Here is a 14,762-nt window from a genome sequence, read left to right on the forward strand (position 1 = left end):
CACCGCGTCGCGCGGCAGGGCCGGAGGTGTCGGACACCGTTCAGGGAGCCGGGGCGGACTGCGCTTGCTCGACGAACCGGTTGGTGTAGGTGGCCGCGAGGTCGATCCGGTCGCGGACCGGGGCCACATTGCGCGAATACCGGCCCAGGATGCGCAGAACGTTCTGGGCGCCTTCGGTTTTCATGAGTCCGTCGCCGTTGAACATGCCGATCGAGTCGCGGATGGACCGCACGTAGAGCGCCGGATCGCTGCCCGCGTACTGCGAGGGCATCTTCGCGGCGATCTCCTCCGGGGTGTGGGTGTCGATCCAGCGCAGGGTCTGGACGAACGCGGTCGCCAGCTTCTGCACGACCTCCGGATGCGCGGCGACGGTGTCGCACTTCATGTACAGCGAGGAGGCGGGGTACAGACCGCCCAGCGCGGCGCGGGTGCCTTCCTCGTTGCGCATGTCGGTCAGGATCTTCGCGTCGCCGGACTGCACCATCTTGGCCACGGTCGGGTCGGTGGTCATGCCCGCGTCGATGCCGTCGTGGTTCATGCCGGCGATGAAGGTCTGGCCCGCACCGACTTTCACCCGGGTGTAGTCGGAGGTGCTCAAGCCCGCCTGGCCGGCCAGCGCCTGGGTGAGGAAGTCGGTGGACGAGCCCAGCGAGGTGACGCCGAGCTTGCGGCCGCGGAAATCGGCCGGGGTGCGGATGGCGTCGGCGTCGGCGGTGGAGACCAGCTCCACCTCCCCCGGCACGTCGGCGAACTGGACGACGGTTTGCAGGCACTGGTCCTTGGCCTGCAGGTCGATGGTGTGGTCGTAGAAGCCGACCACGGCCTGCACATCGCCGGTGAGCAGTGCGGTCTCGGCGCTGGCGCCGGACTGTTCGCCGAGCAGCTGCACGTCGAGATCGTTGGCGTCGAAGGCGCCGAGCTGCTGGGCCAGCATGGCGGGCAGGTAGATCACCTTCTCCAGACCGCCGACCATGATGGTGATCTGGGGCCTGCCGTCGGCCATCGGGATGGTCCGGGAGTCGCGGCACCCGGTGGCCAGCAGCAGTGAGCTGATCGCGAGCAGGGCGACGGCGAGTGGCTTGCGGTATCGCATCGTCTACACCCCGTGTCCCGACTGGGCCTGCGAGGGACGCCATTTCAGTAGCCGGTTCTCCGCGACGCCGATCAGCCATTCGGCCATCAGCGCGACCACGGTGATGATGATCATGCCCGCGTAGATGCCCGCCGCGTCGAAGGTGCCCTGCGCGTTGGAGATCAGCAGGCCCAAACCCTTACTGGCACCGGCGTATTCACCGACGACCGCGCCGATCAGCGCGAAGCCGAAGGCGGTGTGCAGGCTGGACAGGATCCAGGTGGTGGCACTGGGCAACACGATCGAACCGAGGATCTGGCGCTTGCTCGCGCCGAGGATGCGGGCGTTGTTGATGACATTGCCGTCGACCTCCCTGGCGCCGGTGAAGGCGTTGAAGAACACGGCGAAGAACACCAGCACCACCACGGTCGCGACCTTGGACTCCAAGCCGAGACCGAACCAGATGATGAACAGCGAGGCCAGCACGATGCGCGGAACGGCGTTGAGCGCCTTGATGAACGGAGCGAGCACGTCCGCCCAGTAGCGGCTGCGGCCGAGCAGCGTGCCCAGGACGACACCGGCGACCGTGCCGATCACGAAACCGAGCACGGCTTCCTGCACGGTGGTGAAGATCTGCAGCCAGATCGAGCCGAACTGCGTTCCCTCGGAAAACCATTCGACGAGCCGGTCCCAGATCAGCGAGGGCTTGGAGTAGAAGAAGGGGTCGATCCACACGCTGGCGACCAGTTCCCACGAGCCCAGCCACAGCGCGATGAGCGCGACCCGCAGACCCCACACCCGCAGCTTGGACCTGCGGTGCTTGGCCCTGACCCGGGCCAGGATCTGGTCCTCGGTCTCCGCCTCGACCTCCGGTGCGGTGACCGCGATCTTGTCCATCGTCTCAAGCGACACGGGTCGCTCCCTTCGTGCGAGCCGCCTCGACCTGATCGCGCAGCGTTTCCCAGATTTCCCGGTAGAGGTCGCGGAACTCCTCGGTGAGGCGCACCTGTTCGACATTGCGCGGCCGCTCGAGGGTGACGCGGAAGTCGCCGCACACCGTCGCCGGGCTCGCGGTCATCACCACGACGCGATCGGCCAGGGCGATGGCCTCCTCCAGGTCGTGGGTCACGAAGATCACCGCGGCGTCGGTGCCCGCCCACACGCGCAGCAGTTCGTCCTGCATCAGCTGGCGGGTCTGCACGTCGAGCGCGCTGAACGGCTCGTCCATGAGGATGATCTCAGGCTCGTTGACCAGCGTCTGGGCCAACGCGACGCGCTTGCGCATGCCGCCGGAGAGCTGGTGCGGGTAGTAGTCCTCGAACCCGGCCAGGCCGACGATGCGCACCCATTCGGCGGCCTTCGCCCTGGCCTGTGCCTTCGACACGCCCTGGAAGCGCGGGCCGAGCGCGACGTTGTCGAGGACGCTGCGCCAGGGCAGCACGGCGTCCTGCTGAAACATGTAGCCGATGCCGTCGGGAATGCCGTCGACATCTTTGCCGCGCACCAGGGTGCGGCCTGCCGAGGTCGGCTCCAGGCCGGACACCAACGAGAGGGTGGTGGACTTACCACAGCCGGTCGGGCCGACCACGGCGACGAATTCGCCTGGGGCGACAGTGAAGTCGATGTTCTTCACCGCGGTGTGGATCCCACCGTCGGTTCCGGGAAAGCGCTTCGTCGCGCCCCGGAGTTCGATGAGTGGATTGCTCATTGCTGCTCCTGTGTCCGGCGCCGCCGGGATGTGATGTGCGGCCGCTGTCGAAAGATAAGTGGGCTGGGTCACAACGCGCGCGCTTGTGCGCACAACCAGCGCAACCAGCGATTCGGCAGGTTGTGCGCATTGTGCTCACGCGCTCGGGGCGTGCCTACACTGAGCCGGTGAGGCTGTTCCCCCGGGGCGTCCGGCTGCGGACGCAGATCGTGTTGCTGCAGGTCGCGCTGGTCGCGCTGACCCTGGGGCTCGCGTTCGGGGTGTTCGCCTACCTCAGCGATCAGCGGCTCACCGCCGAGTACGGGCAGCGGGCGCTGGCGATCGCGCGGGCCGTGGCCAGTGACCCGGTGGTGCGCGCGGAGGTCGCCCGGTACGCGGAGTTGCCGCTCACGCCGGGGCCGTCGCTGCGCGCCGAACTCGTGGCCGGGGACATCGCGCGGACCGCCGAGTCGGCACGGCAACGGACCGGCGCGCTGTTCGTGGTGATCACCGACGACGCCGGCCTGCGCCTGGCGCATCCGGACCCGACCCGGCTGGGCGAGATGGTGAGCACCGATCCGTCGCTGGCGCTGGGCGGGGCCGAGGTGGTGATCAGCGAGCACGGCACACTCGGCGACTCGGTGCGCGCGAAAGTGCCGGTGCGCGCGCCGGGTTCGGATCGGGTGGTCGGCGAGGTGAGCGTCGGCATCTCCACCGCGGCGGTGGGCGAGCAGCTGAGCAGCGACCTGAGCAAAGCCGGGGTGCTCGTGCTCGGCGCACTCTTCACCGGCATCGCGGGATCGGTGCTGCTGGCACGGCGCTGGCACGGGCTGACCCTGGGTCTGCAACCCGCGGAACTGGCCGAGCTGGTGCGCGAACAGGATGTGGTGCTGCACGGCATCGGGGTGGGCGTGGTCGCGGTCGACGACCGGTGGCGCACCACGGTGATCAACGACGAGGCGCGCGCCCTGCTCGGGATCGAGGGCGAGAGTGGTCGTCCGGTGGAGACGATCGGGCTCACCCCACGCGTGCTCACGGCGTTCCGGACCGCCGACGGGCACCCCGTCCAGGCGGCGGTCGGCGACCGGATCGTGGTGGTCACCGCGCGGACAGTCACCCGTGACGGGCGATCGCTTGGCGCTGTGCTCGATGTGCGCGACCGCACCGATGTCGAATCACTGACCCGGCAGCTGGACGCGGTGCGGTCGATGAGCACCGTCCTGCGCGCCCAGCGACACGAGTTCGCCAACCGGCTGCACCTGCTCAGTGGCCTGCTGCACGGCGACCGGCCCGGCGAGGCCGCGCGCTACATCGACGAACTGCTCGGCTCCGGCCCCCTCGGCGCCGCCCTGCCGGGCATCGACGCGGTGCGCGACCCCTACCTGCAAGCGTTCCTCGCCGCCAAAGCCGCGCATGCCAGGGAGAACGGCGTCGAGCTCCGGTTGGGGCCGAGCACCTGGGTCGACGCGAATCTGGCTGCGCCCGTGGATGTCACGACGGTCCTGGGGAATCTGCTCGACAACGCGATCGACGCCGTCCGCCCGGGGGGCGCGCCGGTGGCACCCGACGACGACGCCCGAACCCCGCCGAATGGTGCCGGTGCCGACCCCGATACGACAGCAGCACCCACCCGCGAGGTGACCTCACTGCCCTCGATCGATGCGGCGCGCCGATCGGCCGAAACCGGACTGGGTTCGGCAGCACGGTCCGGCGGGGAACCGAGCGGCGTCGGTGATCGAGGCGGGGAGGTCGCGAACGGGTCCGGGACCGAATCGCGTGGTCGGCGCGCCGAATCCGGTCCGCGTTCCGCCGCTTCGGCGGTGGTGGAAGCCGAACTGGTGCAGGAGGGTTCGACCCTGCACATCACGGTGGCCGACAGTGGCGGCGGGGTGGCGCCGGAACTGGTGGACGGGCTGTTCGCGGATGGGGTATCAACCAAGCCGGGAGTGGGGGTGCCGGGCGGGCGCGGGGTGGGACTTGCCCTGTCGCGGCAGGTCGCCAGAGCGCTCGGCGGCGACGTGTGGCTGGCCTCGGCGGGGTCGCCGGACGGGGAACTGAGCGGGGCGGAGTTCATCGCGCGTCTGCCGGGCGTGCTGACCGAAGGAGGACCGACGTGAGCTCGACGCACTGCACCGTGCTCGTGGTGGACGACGACTTCCGGGTGGCGAACATGCACGCCGGAATCGTCGGGGCGCTCCCGGGATTCACCGTCGGCGCGGTCGTCAACACGGTGGCCGCGGCGCGGCAGGCGCTGGCCGAGGCCGCCTTCGATCTGGCGCTGGTGGACGTGTACCTGCCCGACGGATCCGGGATCGACCTGGTCCGGGAACTGCGCTGCGACGCCATGATGCTCACCGCCGCCACCGAATCCGCCACGGTGCGGGCGGCGGCGTCGGCGGGCGCGCTCGCCTACCTGGTTAAGCCGTTCGATCACACCGTGCTTGCCGCGCGACTGGCCGGGTACGCACGCTACCGGCGGATCCTGGCGGCGCCGGACGTCACCGCCCGCGACGTCGACGCGGCCTGGGACGCACTGCGCCCGGCCCTGCCCGCACCCGACCGTGCCACCGCCGCGACCTCTCCCACCCGGGAGTTGGTGTTGCGGGCGGCGCAGGGCGCGGACGCGCCGATGTCGGCGGGCGAGATAGCGACCGCCATCGGCATCTCGCGCGCCACCGCCCAGCGCTACCTCGCCGCCCTCGTCACCACCGGTGAGCTACGGATGCGGTTGCGCTACGGCGCGACCGGGCGCCCTGAGCAGGAGTACTCCCCCACCCGCCGCACGCCCTGAGCGGCGCGACCGCACCGGTTCCTGTTCACCATCGCGCTGCTGGTGCTGACCTTCCTACCGAGCACGGGGCGCTGGCTGGCCCACCGACGACCCGGGTACTGACCGAAATTCCCTCGACCCGGCGACCTCGCGACGCTAGCGTGGCTTCCCGCCCGCCCGTCACCGCCGAGAGGAACCGCCGTGTCCGAAGCCGAGGCGATCGCCGCCAACCGCGCGAACTGGGACGACCGGGCCGATGTCCACGCGCGCTCGCGGATGTACGACGTCGACGCCTTCCTGGCCGACCCGGCCGCGATCTCCTCGGTGGTCCGCAACGATCTGGCGGTGCTGGCTCCGCACCTGCCGGACACGGGGATCGCCGAGCGCTCGCTGCTGCATCTGCAGTGCCATATCGGCACCGACATGGTGTCGTGGGCCCGGCTGGGCGCGGTCGAGGTGCACGGGCTCGACCTGTCGCCGAACTCGCTGCGGCACGCGGCGCGCATCGCCGCGGCCGACGGACGCGACATCACCTGGGTCGAGGGCGACGCCCGATTCGCCTCGTCGCTGCTCGACCGGCGGTTCGACACCATCGTGACCAGTGCGGGCACGATCGTCTGGCTGCCGGAGCTGAGGGCGTGGGCCCGCTCGATCCACGACCTGCTCGCACCCGGTGGGGTGTTCGTCCTCCGGGACGACCACCCGATCCTGGGCGCCATGGAGTTCGAGCCCTGGGAGATCGACGACGACTATCTGGCCGGTGGCGGCGCCCGCACCTACTCGGACGCGGGCACCTACACCGAGAACTCCGCGGGCTCGATCGCGCACACCACCAATCACGAATGGCGCCACGGCCTGGGCGAGGTCGTCGGCGCGCTGCTCGCGGCCGGATTGCGGATCGAGGCGCTCGTCGAACTGCCCTACATGGACTGGCGCCCGTTCGACGAGCTGGTGCCCTGTCCTCAGGGCTGGACGCTGCCGCCGGGAACACCGCGGATCCCGCTGAACTTCGCCGTCGTGGCCCGGCGCCCCGGGCAGTGAACGCACTGCGCGCCCGGTGTCGTCACCGAGCGCGCAGGTTCTCGCGGGTTCAGCGCGACTGCAGCCAGCCGCCGATGCGCTGGGCGATCGCGTCGGGGGTCAGCCCCAGCTCCTCGAGGATCTCCCCGCGCGAGGCGTGATCCAGGAACTGCTGGGGCACACCGAGATCGCGGGTCGGCACGTCGAGACCGGCATCGCGCAGGCGGGCCGAGACCGTCGAACCGATGCCGCCGTGCAGGCCGCCGTCCTCGACGGTGACGACGAGCCGGTAGTTCTCGGCCAGCTTGACCAGCGTGTCCGACACCGGGATGACCCAGCGCGGATCGACCACAGTGACCGAGATGCCCTGGGGCTCCAGAAGTTCGGCGACCCGCATGGCCGTCTCGGCGAACGGGCCGACCGCGACGATCAGGACATCGCCGTGCTGGGCCTGCGCCGAGCCCGCGCCCGGGACCGCCAGGCGCAGCACGTCGACACCGTCGAGGCGTTCTACGGCGGTGATGTCCTCGGCGACACTGCCCTTCGGGAACCGCAGCACCGTCGGACCGTCCGAGATCGCCAGCGCCTCGGCGAGTTCCTCGCGCAGGGTGGCGCCGTCACGCGGGGCGGCGACCCGGATGCCGGGGATGATGCCGAGCAGCGAGAAGTCCCACATGCCGTTGTGGCTGGCGCCGTCGGGGCCGGTGATGCCCGCGCGGTCCAGTACCACCGTGACCGGCTGCTTCAGCAGCGCGACATCCATCAGCAGCTGGTCGAAGGCACGGTTGAGGAAGGTGGAGTAGATCGCGACGACGGGGTGCATGCCGCCCAGCGCCAGACCCGCCGCCGAAGTCATCGCGTGCTGTTCGGCGATGCCCACGTCGAACATGCGGTTCGGGAAGCGCTCGCCGAAGGGCGCGAGGCCGGTCGGGCCGGGCATGGCCGCGGTGATGGCGACGATGTCCTCGCGCCGCGACGCGTGCTCGATGAGCTCCTCGGAGAACACCGCCGTCCAGCCCTTGGCCTTCTTACCCGCGAGCGGGCGGCCGGTGAGCGGGTCGATCGGGTCGCAGGCGTGCATCTGGTCGGCGACGTGGTTCTCGGCGTGCTCGTAGCCGTTGCCCTTGCGGGTGACCACGTGCACGACGACGGGGCCGCCGAAGTCCTTGGCGCGCCGCATGGCCGCCTCGAGCGCGACGAGATCGTGACCGTCGACCGGGCCGACGTACTTCATCCCCAGATCGGAGAACAGCTCCTGCGGGCTCACCGCGTCCTTGATCCCGGCCTTGAGCGCGTGGACCATCGAATACGCCGAATCCCCCACGGCGGGAATGCTCTTGAGCAGACGTTTCCCGGCGTCGAGGGCGTGCTCGTAGGCGGGCTGGGTGCGCAGCGCGGTCAGCCGGTCGGCGAGGCCGCCGATGGTCGGCGCGTAGGAGCGGCCGTTGTCGTTGACCACGACCACCACCGGCCGGTCGGGCGCGCCCGCGATGTTGTTGAGCGCCTCCCAGCACATGCCGCCGGTGAGCGCGCCGTCACCGACGACGGCGACGACCGTGCGGTTCTGCTCGCTCAGCGCGAAGGCCTTGGCCAGGCCGTCGGCGTAGGACAGCGCGGCCGAGGCGTGCGAGGACTCCACCCAGTCGTGTTCGCTCTCGGCCCGGCTCGGGTAGCCCGACAGGCCGTCGCGCATGCGCAGCGAGTCGAACCGGTCCTTGCGGCCGGTGAGGATCTTGTGCACGTAGGCCTGGTGGCCGGTGTCGAAGATCAGCGGATCGGCCGGGGAATCGAAGATCCGGTGTAGCGCGATGGTCAGTTCGACCACGCCTAGGTTGGGGCCGAGGTGGCCTCCGGTGGCGGCGACCTTCTGCACCAGGAACTCGCGGATCTCGTCCGCCAGATCCCGCAGTTGCGGCACGCTCAGCCGGCGCAGATCTTCGGGTGAATCCACCCGCGACAGCACTCCCACCTGAACTCGCTCCCTCCGGACTACTGTGTGATCCGCCCAGTGTATTTGGCCGTGCGGGCAGCTCCGGCTCGCGGCCCCTTCCGGGTGCCTCGCGGCGGAGATCACAGCGGGCGTGGCGGTCCGCGCCGCACGCCGCTGAACAGGGCGCGCTGCCGCCTGGCGGCGTCGCCACGGGCCCCGATCGGCTGTGAGGACTATCTCCCCCGCGCGCCCCCACGGGACCGGCCACACCGCGTCCTAGAGTGTCGCTGTGGCCGAACCGGACGGTGTTGCGCGCACGATCGACCCCGGCGTGGTGACGGGCATGCTCGACGAGGTGTACGCGGTCTGCCGCGAGGACACCTCCGGCGCGCCCGCCGACTACATCCCCGAACTGGCCGCGGTCGCGCCCGACTCGTTCGGGCTGTGCCTGGCCACCGCGGACGGGCTGATCTACCAGGTCGGCGACACCGACATCGGGTTCACCATCCAGTCCATCTCCAAGCCGTTCACCTACGCGCTCGCGCTGGCCGATCGCGGCCTGGACGGGGTGGCCGCGCATATCGATGTCGAACCCTCGGGCGAGCCGTTCAACGAGATCGCCCTCGAGCCCGACACCCAGCGCCCGAGCAATCCGATGATCAACTCCGGTGCGATCACCGCCGCCTCGCTGATCGACGGCCGCGACGCCGCCGACAAGTTCGAGCGGGTCCGGCGCTGCTACTCCCGCTTCGCCGGGCGCGAGCTGACGATGAACCAGGCGGTCTACGAGTCCGAGGCGCGCACCGGCTACCGCAACCGCGCGATCGGCTACATGCTGCGCTCGGTCGGCATCATCGACGTCGATCCCGACGACGCGGTCGACCGCTACTTCCGGCAGTGCTCGCTCGAGATCACCTGCGCGGACCTGGCCCTGATGGCGGCGACGCTGGCCGACAACGGCGTGAATCCGAAGACCAGGGAGCGGGCGCTGTCGACCGCGCTGACCGAGCGCGTGCTCAGCGTGATGACGACCTGCGGCATGTACAACGCGGCCGGTGACTGGGTGACCACGGTCGGGCTGCCCGCCAAGAGCGGTGTCGGTGGCGGGATCATCGCCGTGCTGCCGGGCCAGCTCGGGATCTCGGTGTACTCGCCGCGACTGGACGGCCAGGGCAACAGCGTGCGCGGCGTCGCGGCCTGCCGGGAGCTGTCGCGGCGGCTCGAACTGCACTTCTGTCACGTGACCCGCGCCGCCCGCACCGCCATCCGGGCCGACTACACGGTCGCGCAGGTGCCCTCGCGGCTGCGCCGCTCCCCCGAGGACGCCGCCGTGCTGGCCGACCACGGTGACCGGGCCAGGGTCTACGAACTGCACGGCGACCTGCTCTTCGCGGGCGCCGAGCGGACGGTGCGCTCGATCGAGAGCAAAGTCGGCGAGCTCGACGCCCTGGTCATCGACCTGCGCCGGGTGGGCGAGGTGAGCGCGGTGGCGCGGGAGATGCTCGACGCGCTGCAGAACGAACTGGTCCGGCGGGGCAGCCGGGTCGCGCTGGTCGATCCCGAGGCCCGGCTCGGGCACGAGGCGTCGAGCCTCGACCCCGACGATCCGCGCGGGCGGGTGTTCGTCGACCGCGACACCGCGACCGAGTGGTGCGAGGACATCATCCTGGCCAGGCACCGTCCGCCGGGCGCCGAGCACCGCCGCACGATCACGCTCGACGAGCACCCGCTGCTGGCCGGTCTGGACCCCGAGAAACGCACCCTGCTGACGAAGGACTTCGAACCACGGACCTTCGCGCGCGGCGAGATGATCGCCGACCGGGGCGACCCGCGTTGCGGGCTGTTCCTGATCCTGGACGGCCGCGTGCGCATGACCTTCCCCGGCACCGACGGACGCGTGCACCGGCTGGTGACGCTGTCGGCGGGGATGTCGTTCGGCGAGATCCCGATGCTGCTCGGGAAACCGTTCGTCAACGAGATCATCGCCGAGACGCCGGTCCGGGTGGCGGTGATGCGGCCGGAGGTCTTCGATCAGCTCACCCAGGGCCATCCGGCACTGAAAATGGCTCTGCTGCAGCGCCTCGCCGCTGCCGCCTACGCACAGATGGAAGCCGCGGTGCGGACCCTGTCCGGCAACGCGGGCAATTACTGACGGGGAACTCGGGCCCGCCGCGAGACGTTGGGCAGCACAGCATCCTTCGACCGACAGGAGTACCGCGGTGGGCAAGAAATCCTGGCAGGCGAGCACCACGATAGTCGGGCGCGGCACGGTGCGCGCGGTTCCGGATCTGATCCGGGTCACCCTGTCGGTGGAGTCGCGCGCCGACACCGTCGCCGCCGCCTACGGGCGCGCCGGTGACCGGGTGAGCGCCGTCGTCGCCGCCCTGCGCGCGGCCGGGGTGAGCGATGCCGACATGGCGACCAGCGGGCTGAGCGTGCGCACCGAGACGGTCTACACCGATCAGGGACGCAGCGAGATCTCCGGCTACCTCGCCACCACGGGGCTCAGTGTGTCCCTTCGCGACGGCACGGGCACCGAACCGGCCGAGACCGTGGCGTCCGCGGTGACCGCGGGCGGCGACGATGTCCGCCTCGGCGGTCTGACCCGAGGGATCGCCGACCCCGAGCCACTGCTCGCGCAAGCGCGCGACGCCGCCTTTGACGACGCGAAGACCAAAGCCGCGCAGTACGCCGCCCGTGCCGGCGTCACCTTGGGCGAGGTGCTGCAGATCACCGAGGACACCGCCATGCCGCTCCCCCGCGCCTACGACATCAGCGCCGAGATGGACAGCGCGCCGATGCTGATGGCCAGGGCAAGTTCGCCGGTACCGGTGGTTCCCGGGGAGACCGAGGTCGGCGCCACCGTCCGGGTCACCTGGGCCCTGGACTGATCCTCAGCGGTCGAGCAGGGCTACGCATTCGACGTGGTGAGTCGCCGGGAACGCGTCGAAGGCGCGCAGGTCCGCGAGGTGATAACCGGCGTCGAGATACAACCCGAGGTCGCGGGCGAAAGACGCGGGGTCGCAACCGATGTGGACGATCCGGCGCGGATCCGCGTCGGTGACGGCGGCCACGACCTCCTTGCCCGCGCCCGCCCGCGGCGGATCCAGCACCACGACATCGGGTCCGGCCCCGTCGGCGCGGGTGCGCACCCAGCGTTCGACCCGGTCGGCGCGCAGGTCCAGCCAGGGCAGATCGCGCAGGGCGGCGGTGCCGTCGGCGACGGCCGCGCGCGCCGATTCGACGGCGGCGACCGCGCCGGTCTGGCCGGTCTGCTCGGCCAGCCGCGCCGCGAACACCCCGACACCGGCGTAGAGATCCCAGCCCGAACCGCCGGGAGCCAGGCCCGACCATTCCGCGACGAGATCCGAATAGCATTGCGCGGCACCGCGATGCGCCTGCCAGAAGCCGGTCGCCGACAGTTCCCAGCGACGGCCCGCCACGTATTCCACGGCCCGGCCGGTGCCCGCCATCACCCACTCCTCGCGGGGCGCGTTGGTGGCCGACTTACGCGCGGCGGCCCGGTCCCGGATCGCGCCGCGCTCGTCACCGCCGGACTCCCGGCGGCGGGTGGGCCGCCGGCCACGACCACGGCCCGCGCCACGCGGGGTCGACGGACGGCCGCCCGGCTGCGCGGTGTCGGGCACCGCCGCCAATTCCACGATGTGGCGCACACCGTCACCGTCCACGGCGACGACCAGGTCCGACCCCGGTGTCCAGAGCCGGTCGGCGACACCGTCGAGCGCGCCGGCCACCGGCTGCGGGCAGCGCAGATCCGGGATCACCGCGGTGCTACGGAAACGGTGCACCCCGGCCCGGCCCGCGCCGTCGACGACCAGCCGCACGCGCGTGCGCCAGCCGCCGGTGGCCTCGCCGGAGTCACCGGCGATCGGCTCGACCGTCACCTCCCGGTCCACCCCGGCCAGCCTGCGCAGCTGCTCGGCCACCACGGTGGCCTTGAGCGCGCGCTGCGCGGCGGGGGTGGCGAAGGAGAAATCACAGCAGCCCGCGCCACCGGGCCCGGACACCGGGCAGGTGGCAGGCACCCGGTCGGCGGACGCCTCGACGATCTCGACGGCGTCGGCCCGGCAGAACGACCCGCCCCGGTCCTCGGTGACCCGGGCGCGCACCAGCTCGCCCGGCAGACCGTGGCGCACGAACACCACGCGTCCCTCATGGCGGCCGACGCAGAATCCGCCGTGCCCTGGTGGCCCGAGCCGGATCTCGAATTCCTCTCCGCGCCAATCGCTCATCGTCGACGACCCGGCTCGTCGAAGCCGCGGCGCACCGATCCCGGCGCGTTCACCTCGGCGGGCTGCTTGGCCCGGGTGGAGGAGCTGAGCTGCCACGGCACGCTGGTGACCATCACGCCCGGCTCGAACAGCAGCCTGCCCTTGAGCCGCAGCGCCGACTGGTTGTGCAGCACCTGCTCCCACCAGTGACCGACGACGTACTCGGGGATGAACACGGTGACGACATCGCGCGGTGCGTCCTTGCGGACCCGCTTGACGTAGTCCAGCACCGGCTTGGTGATCTCGCGGTATGGCGATTCGACCACCTTCAGCGGCACGTTGATCTCGCTGTTCTCCCACTCGCGCACGAGCCTGCGGGTGTCGGCGTCGTCGACGTTGACCGTGATCGCCTCGAGCGTGTCCGGGCGGGTCGCGCGGGCGTAGGCCAGCGCGCGCCGGGTCGGCAGGTGCAGTTTGGAGACCAGCACGATGGAATGGGTGCGGCTGGGCAGCACACCGTCCCAATCGGATTCGTCGAGTTCGCGCGAGACCGAGTCGTAGTGCTTGCGGATGAGCTTCATCACAACGAAGATCGCCACCATCGTGATGATCGCGATGTAGGCGCCTGCGAAGAACTTGGTGACCAGCACGATCACCAGCACGGTGCCGGTCGCGGTGAGGCCGACCGCGTTGATCACCCTGGACCGCTTCATCTTCGAACGCTGCGCCGGATCGGTCTCGGTGCGCAGCAGTCGCGTCCAGTGCCGCAGCATGCCGGTCTGACTCAGCACGAACGAGACGAACACACCCACGATGTAGAGCTGGATGAGCTTGGTCACCTCGGCGCCGAACAGCACCACGAACGCGATCGCGGCGCCGGACAGGAACAGGATGCCGTTGGAGAAGGCCAGCCGGTCGCCCCGGGTGTGCAGCTGGCGCGGCAGGTAGCGGTCCTGGGCGAGGATCGAGCCGAGCACCGGGAAGCCGTTGAACGCGGTGTTGGCGGCCAGCACCAGGATCAGCGCGGTGACGATGGTGATGAAGAAGAAGCCGATCGGGAAGCCGTGGAAGACGGACTCGGCGATCTGCGCGATCAGGGTCTTCTGCTGGTAGTCGGCCGGCGCGCCGACCAGGTTCGCGGTGTCGTGGGCGTAGACGACGCCGATCTTCTGCGCCAGGATGATGATGCCCATCAGCAGCACGATCGCGAAGGTGCCCAGCATGAGCAGCGTGGTCGCGGCATTGCGCGACTTGGGCTTGCGGAACGCAGGCACGCCGTTGCTGATCGCCTCGACACCGGTCAGCGCCGCGCAGCCGGAGGAGAAGGCGCGGGCGATGAGGAAGGCGAAGGCCAGGCCGTAGAGATGCTCGTCCTCGGCGTTGAGCCCGAAACCGGCGGATTCAGCCTGGATGTCGTCGCCCAGCACGAAGATCTGGAACATGCCCCAGCCCAGCATGACGAACATGCCGGCGATGAAGGCGTAGGTCGGGATAGCGAAGGCGGTGCCCGATTCGCGGACACCACGCAGGTTGATCGCGGTGAGGATCGCGATCGCCACCACCGCGAACAGGACCTTGTGGGTCGCGACGAACGGGATGGCCGAGCCGATGTTCGACGCCGCCGAGGAGATCGACACGGCCACCGTGAGCACGTAGTCGACCAGTAGCGCGCTGCCGACGGTCAGGCCGGCGTTGGGCCCCAGGTTCGTCGTCGCGACCTCGTAGTCGCCGCCGCCGGACGGGTAGGCGTGCACGTTCTGCCGGTAACTGGCGACCACCACGGCCATCACGAACGCGACGGCCAGGCCGACCCAGGGGGCGTACAGGTAGGCCGAGATGCCCGCAGCCGAGAGCACCAGGAAGATCTCCTCCGGCGCGTACGCCACCGACGACATCGCGTCGGAGGCGAACACGGGCAGAGCGATACGTTTGGGCAACAGCGTGTGGCCGAGCGAATCGCTGCGGAACGGCCTGCCGAGCAGCAATCGCTTGGCTGCCGTCGTCAACTTGGACACCGGGCTGAGCATAGAGGAGAACGCCTGCGCCTTCGC

General features: G+C 70.5%; 11 protein-coding genes. 5 read left to right on the forward strand and 6 right to left on the reverse strand.

The features are described 5' to 3' along the window. Nucleotides 1-40: 40 nt before the first annotated feature. From NV348_RS03335 to NV348_RS03345, 3 genes are read right to left on the reverse strand one after another with little or no spacing between them, the layout of a single operon-like run. Complete coding sequence (locus NV348_RS03335; RefSeq protein WP_447145641.1) at nucleotides 41-1,093, reverse strand: ABC transporter substrate-binding protein; 1,053 nt, start codon at nucleotides 1,091-1,093, stop codon at nucleotides 41-43. A 3-nt stretch (nucleotides 1,094-1,096) separates the two neighbouring features. After that, nucleotides 1,097-1,984 carry an ABC transporter permease gene (locus NV348_RS03340; protein WP_447145642.1) on the reverse strand — a complete coding sequence of 296 codons (888 nt, stop codon included), beginning with the start codon at nucleotides 1,982-1,984 and terminating at the stop codon, nucleotides 1,097-1,099. Then, nucleotides 1,974-2,780, reverse strand: coding sequence for an ABC transporter ATP-binding protein (locus NV348_RS03345; RefSeq protein WP_447145643.1), 807 nt, complete (start codon nucleotides 2,778-2,780; stop codon nucleotides 1,974-1,976). Before NV348_RS03345 ends, NV348_RS03340 begins: the two co-directional genes overlap by 11 nt. Before the next feature lie 167 nt (nucleotides 2,781-2,947). Between NV348_RS03345 and NV348_RS03350 the strand changes: the two genes are divergently transcribed. The 3 genes from NV348_RS03350 (at nucleotide 2,948) to NV348_RS03360 (ending at nucleotide 6,570) form a co-directional block, all read left to right on the forward strand. Then, on the forward strand, nucleotides 2,948-4,876 hold the full coding sequence (locus NV348_RS03350) for a sensor histidine kinase (protein ID WP_447145644.1): 1,929 nt from the start codon (nucleotides 2,948-2,950) through the stop codon (nucleotides 4,874-4,876). Beyond that, nucleotides 4,873-5,550, forward strand: a complete 678-nt coding sequence (locus NV348_RS03355; RefSeq protein WP_447145645.1) for a response regulator — start codon at nucleotides 4,873-4,875, stop codon at nucleotides 5,548-5,550. Before NV348_RS03350 ends, NV348_RS03355 begins: the two co-directional genes overlap by 4 nt. 180 nt (nucleotides 5,551-5,730) lie before the next feature. Continuing rightward, the gene (locus NV348_RS03360) at nucleotides 5,731-6,570 is read left to right on the forward strand and encodes a class I SAM-dependent methyltransferase (protein WP_447145646.1); all 840 of its coding nucleotides are present in this window, start codon (nucleotides 5,731-5,733) and stop codon (nucleotides 6,568-6,570) included. A gap of 49 nt (nucleotides 6,571-6,619) precedes the next feature. Here NV348_RS03360 and dxs read toward each other — a convergent pair whose 3' ends face one another. Further along, entirely contained in the window at nucleotides 6,620-8,518 is a 1,899-nt protein-coding gene (gene dxs / locus NV348_RS03365; protein WP_447145647.1) for a 1-deoxy-D-xylulose-5-phosphate synthase, read from the reverse strand. A 304-nt stretch (nucleotides 8,519-8,822) separates the two neighbouring features. On the opposite strand from dxs, the gene glsA reads away from it, so the two are divergent. After that, on the forward strand, nucleotides 8,823-10,631 hold the full coding sequence (gene glsA / locus NV348_RS03370) for a glutaminase A (protein ID WP_447150919.1): 1,809 nt from the start codon (nucleotides 8,823-8,825) through the stop codon (nucleotides 10,629-10,631). 67 nt (nucleotides 10,632-10,698) lie between these two features. After that, nucleotides 10,699-11,370, forward strand: coding sequence for an SIMPL domain-containing protein (locus NV348_RS03375; RefSeq protein ID WP_447145648.1), 672 nt, complete (start codon nucleotides 10,699-10,701; stop codon nucleotides 11,368-11,370). Between the two features lie 3 nt (nucleotides 11,371-11,373). Here the strand turns inward: NV348_RS03375 and NV348_RS03380 are convergent, their stop codons facing one another. Both NV348_RS03380 and NV348_RS03385 read right to left on the reverse strand, forming a co-directional pair. Next, nucleotides 11,374-12,732 (reverse strand): class I SAM-dependent RNA methyltransferase, encoded by a 1,359-nt coding sequence (locus NV348_RS03380; protein ID WP_447145649.1) that lies wholly within the window; start codon nucleotides 12,730-12,732, stop codon nucleotides 11,374-11,376. After that, nucleotides 12,729-14,726 carry an APC family permease gene (locus NV348_RS03385; protein WP_447145650.1) on the reverse strand — a complete coding sequence of 666 codons (1,998 nt, stop codon included), beginning with the start codon at nucleotides 14,724-14,726 and terminating at the stop codon, nucleotides 12,729-12,731. The genes NV348_RS03380 and NV348_RS03385 overlap by 4 nt, the downstream gene beginning before the upstream one ends. Nucleotides 14,727-14,762: the final 36 nt, after the last annotated feature.

It is taken from the genome of Nocardia fodinahabitans (assembly GCF_052983615.1).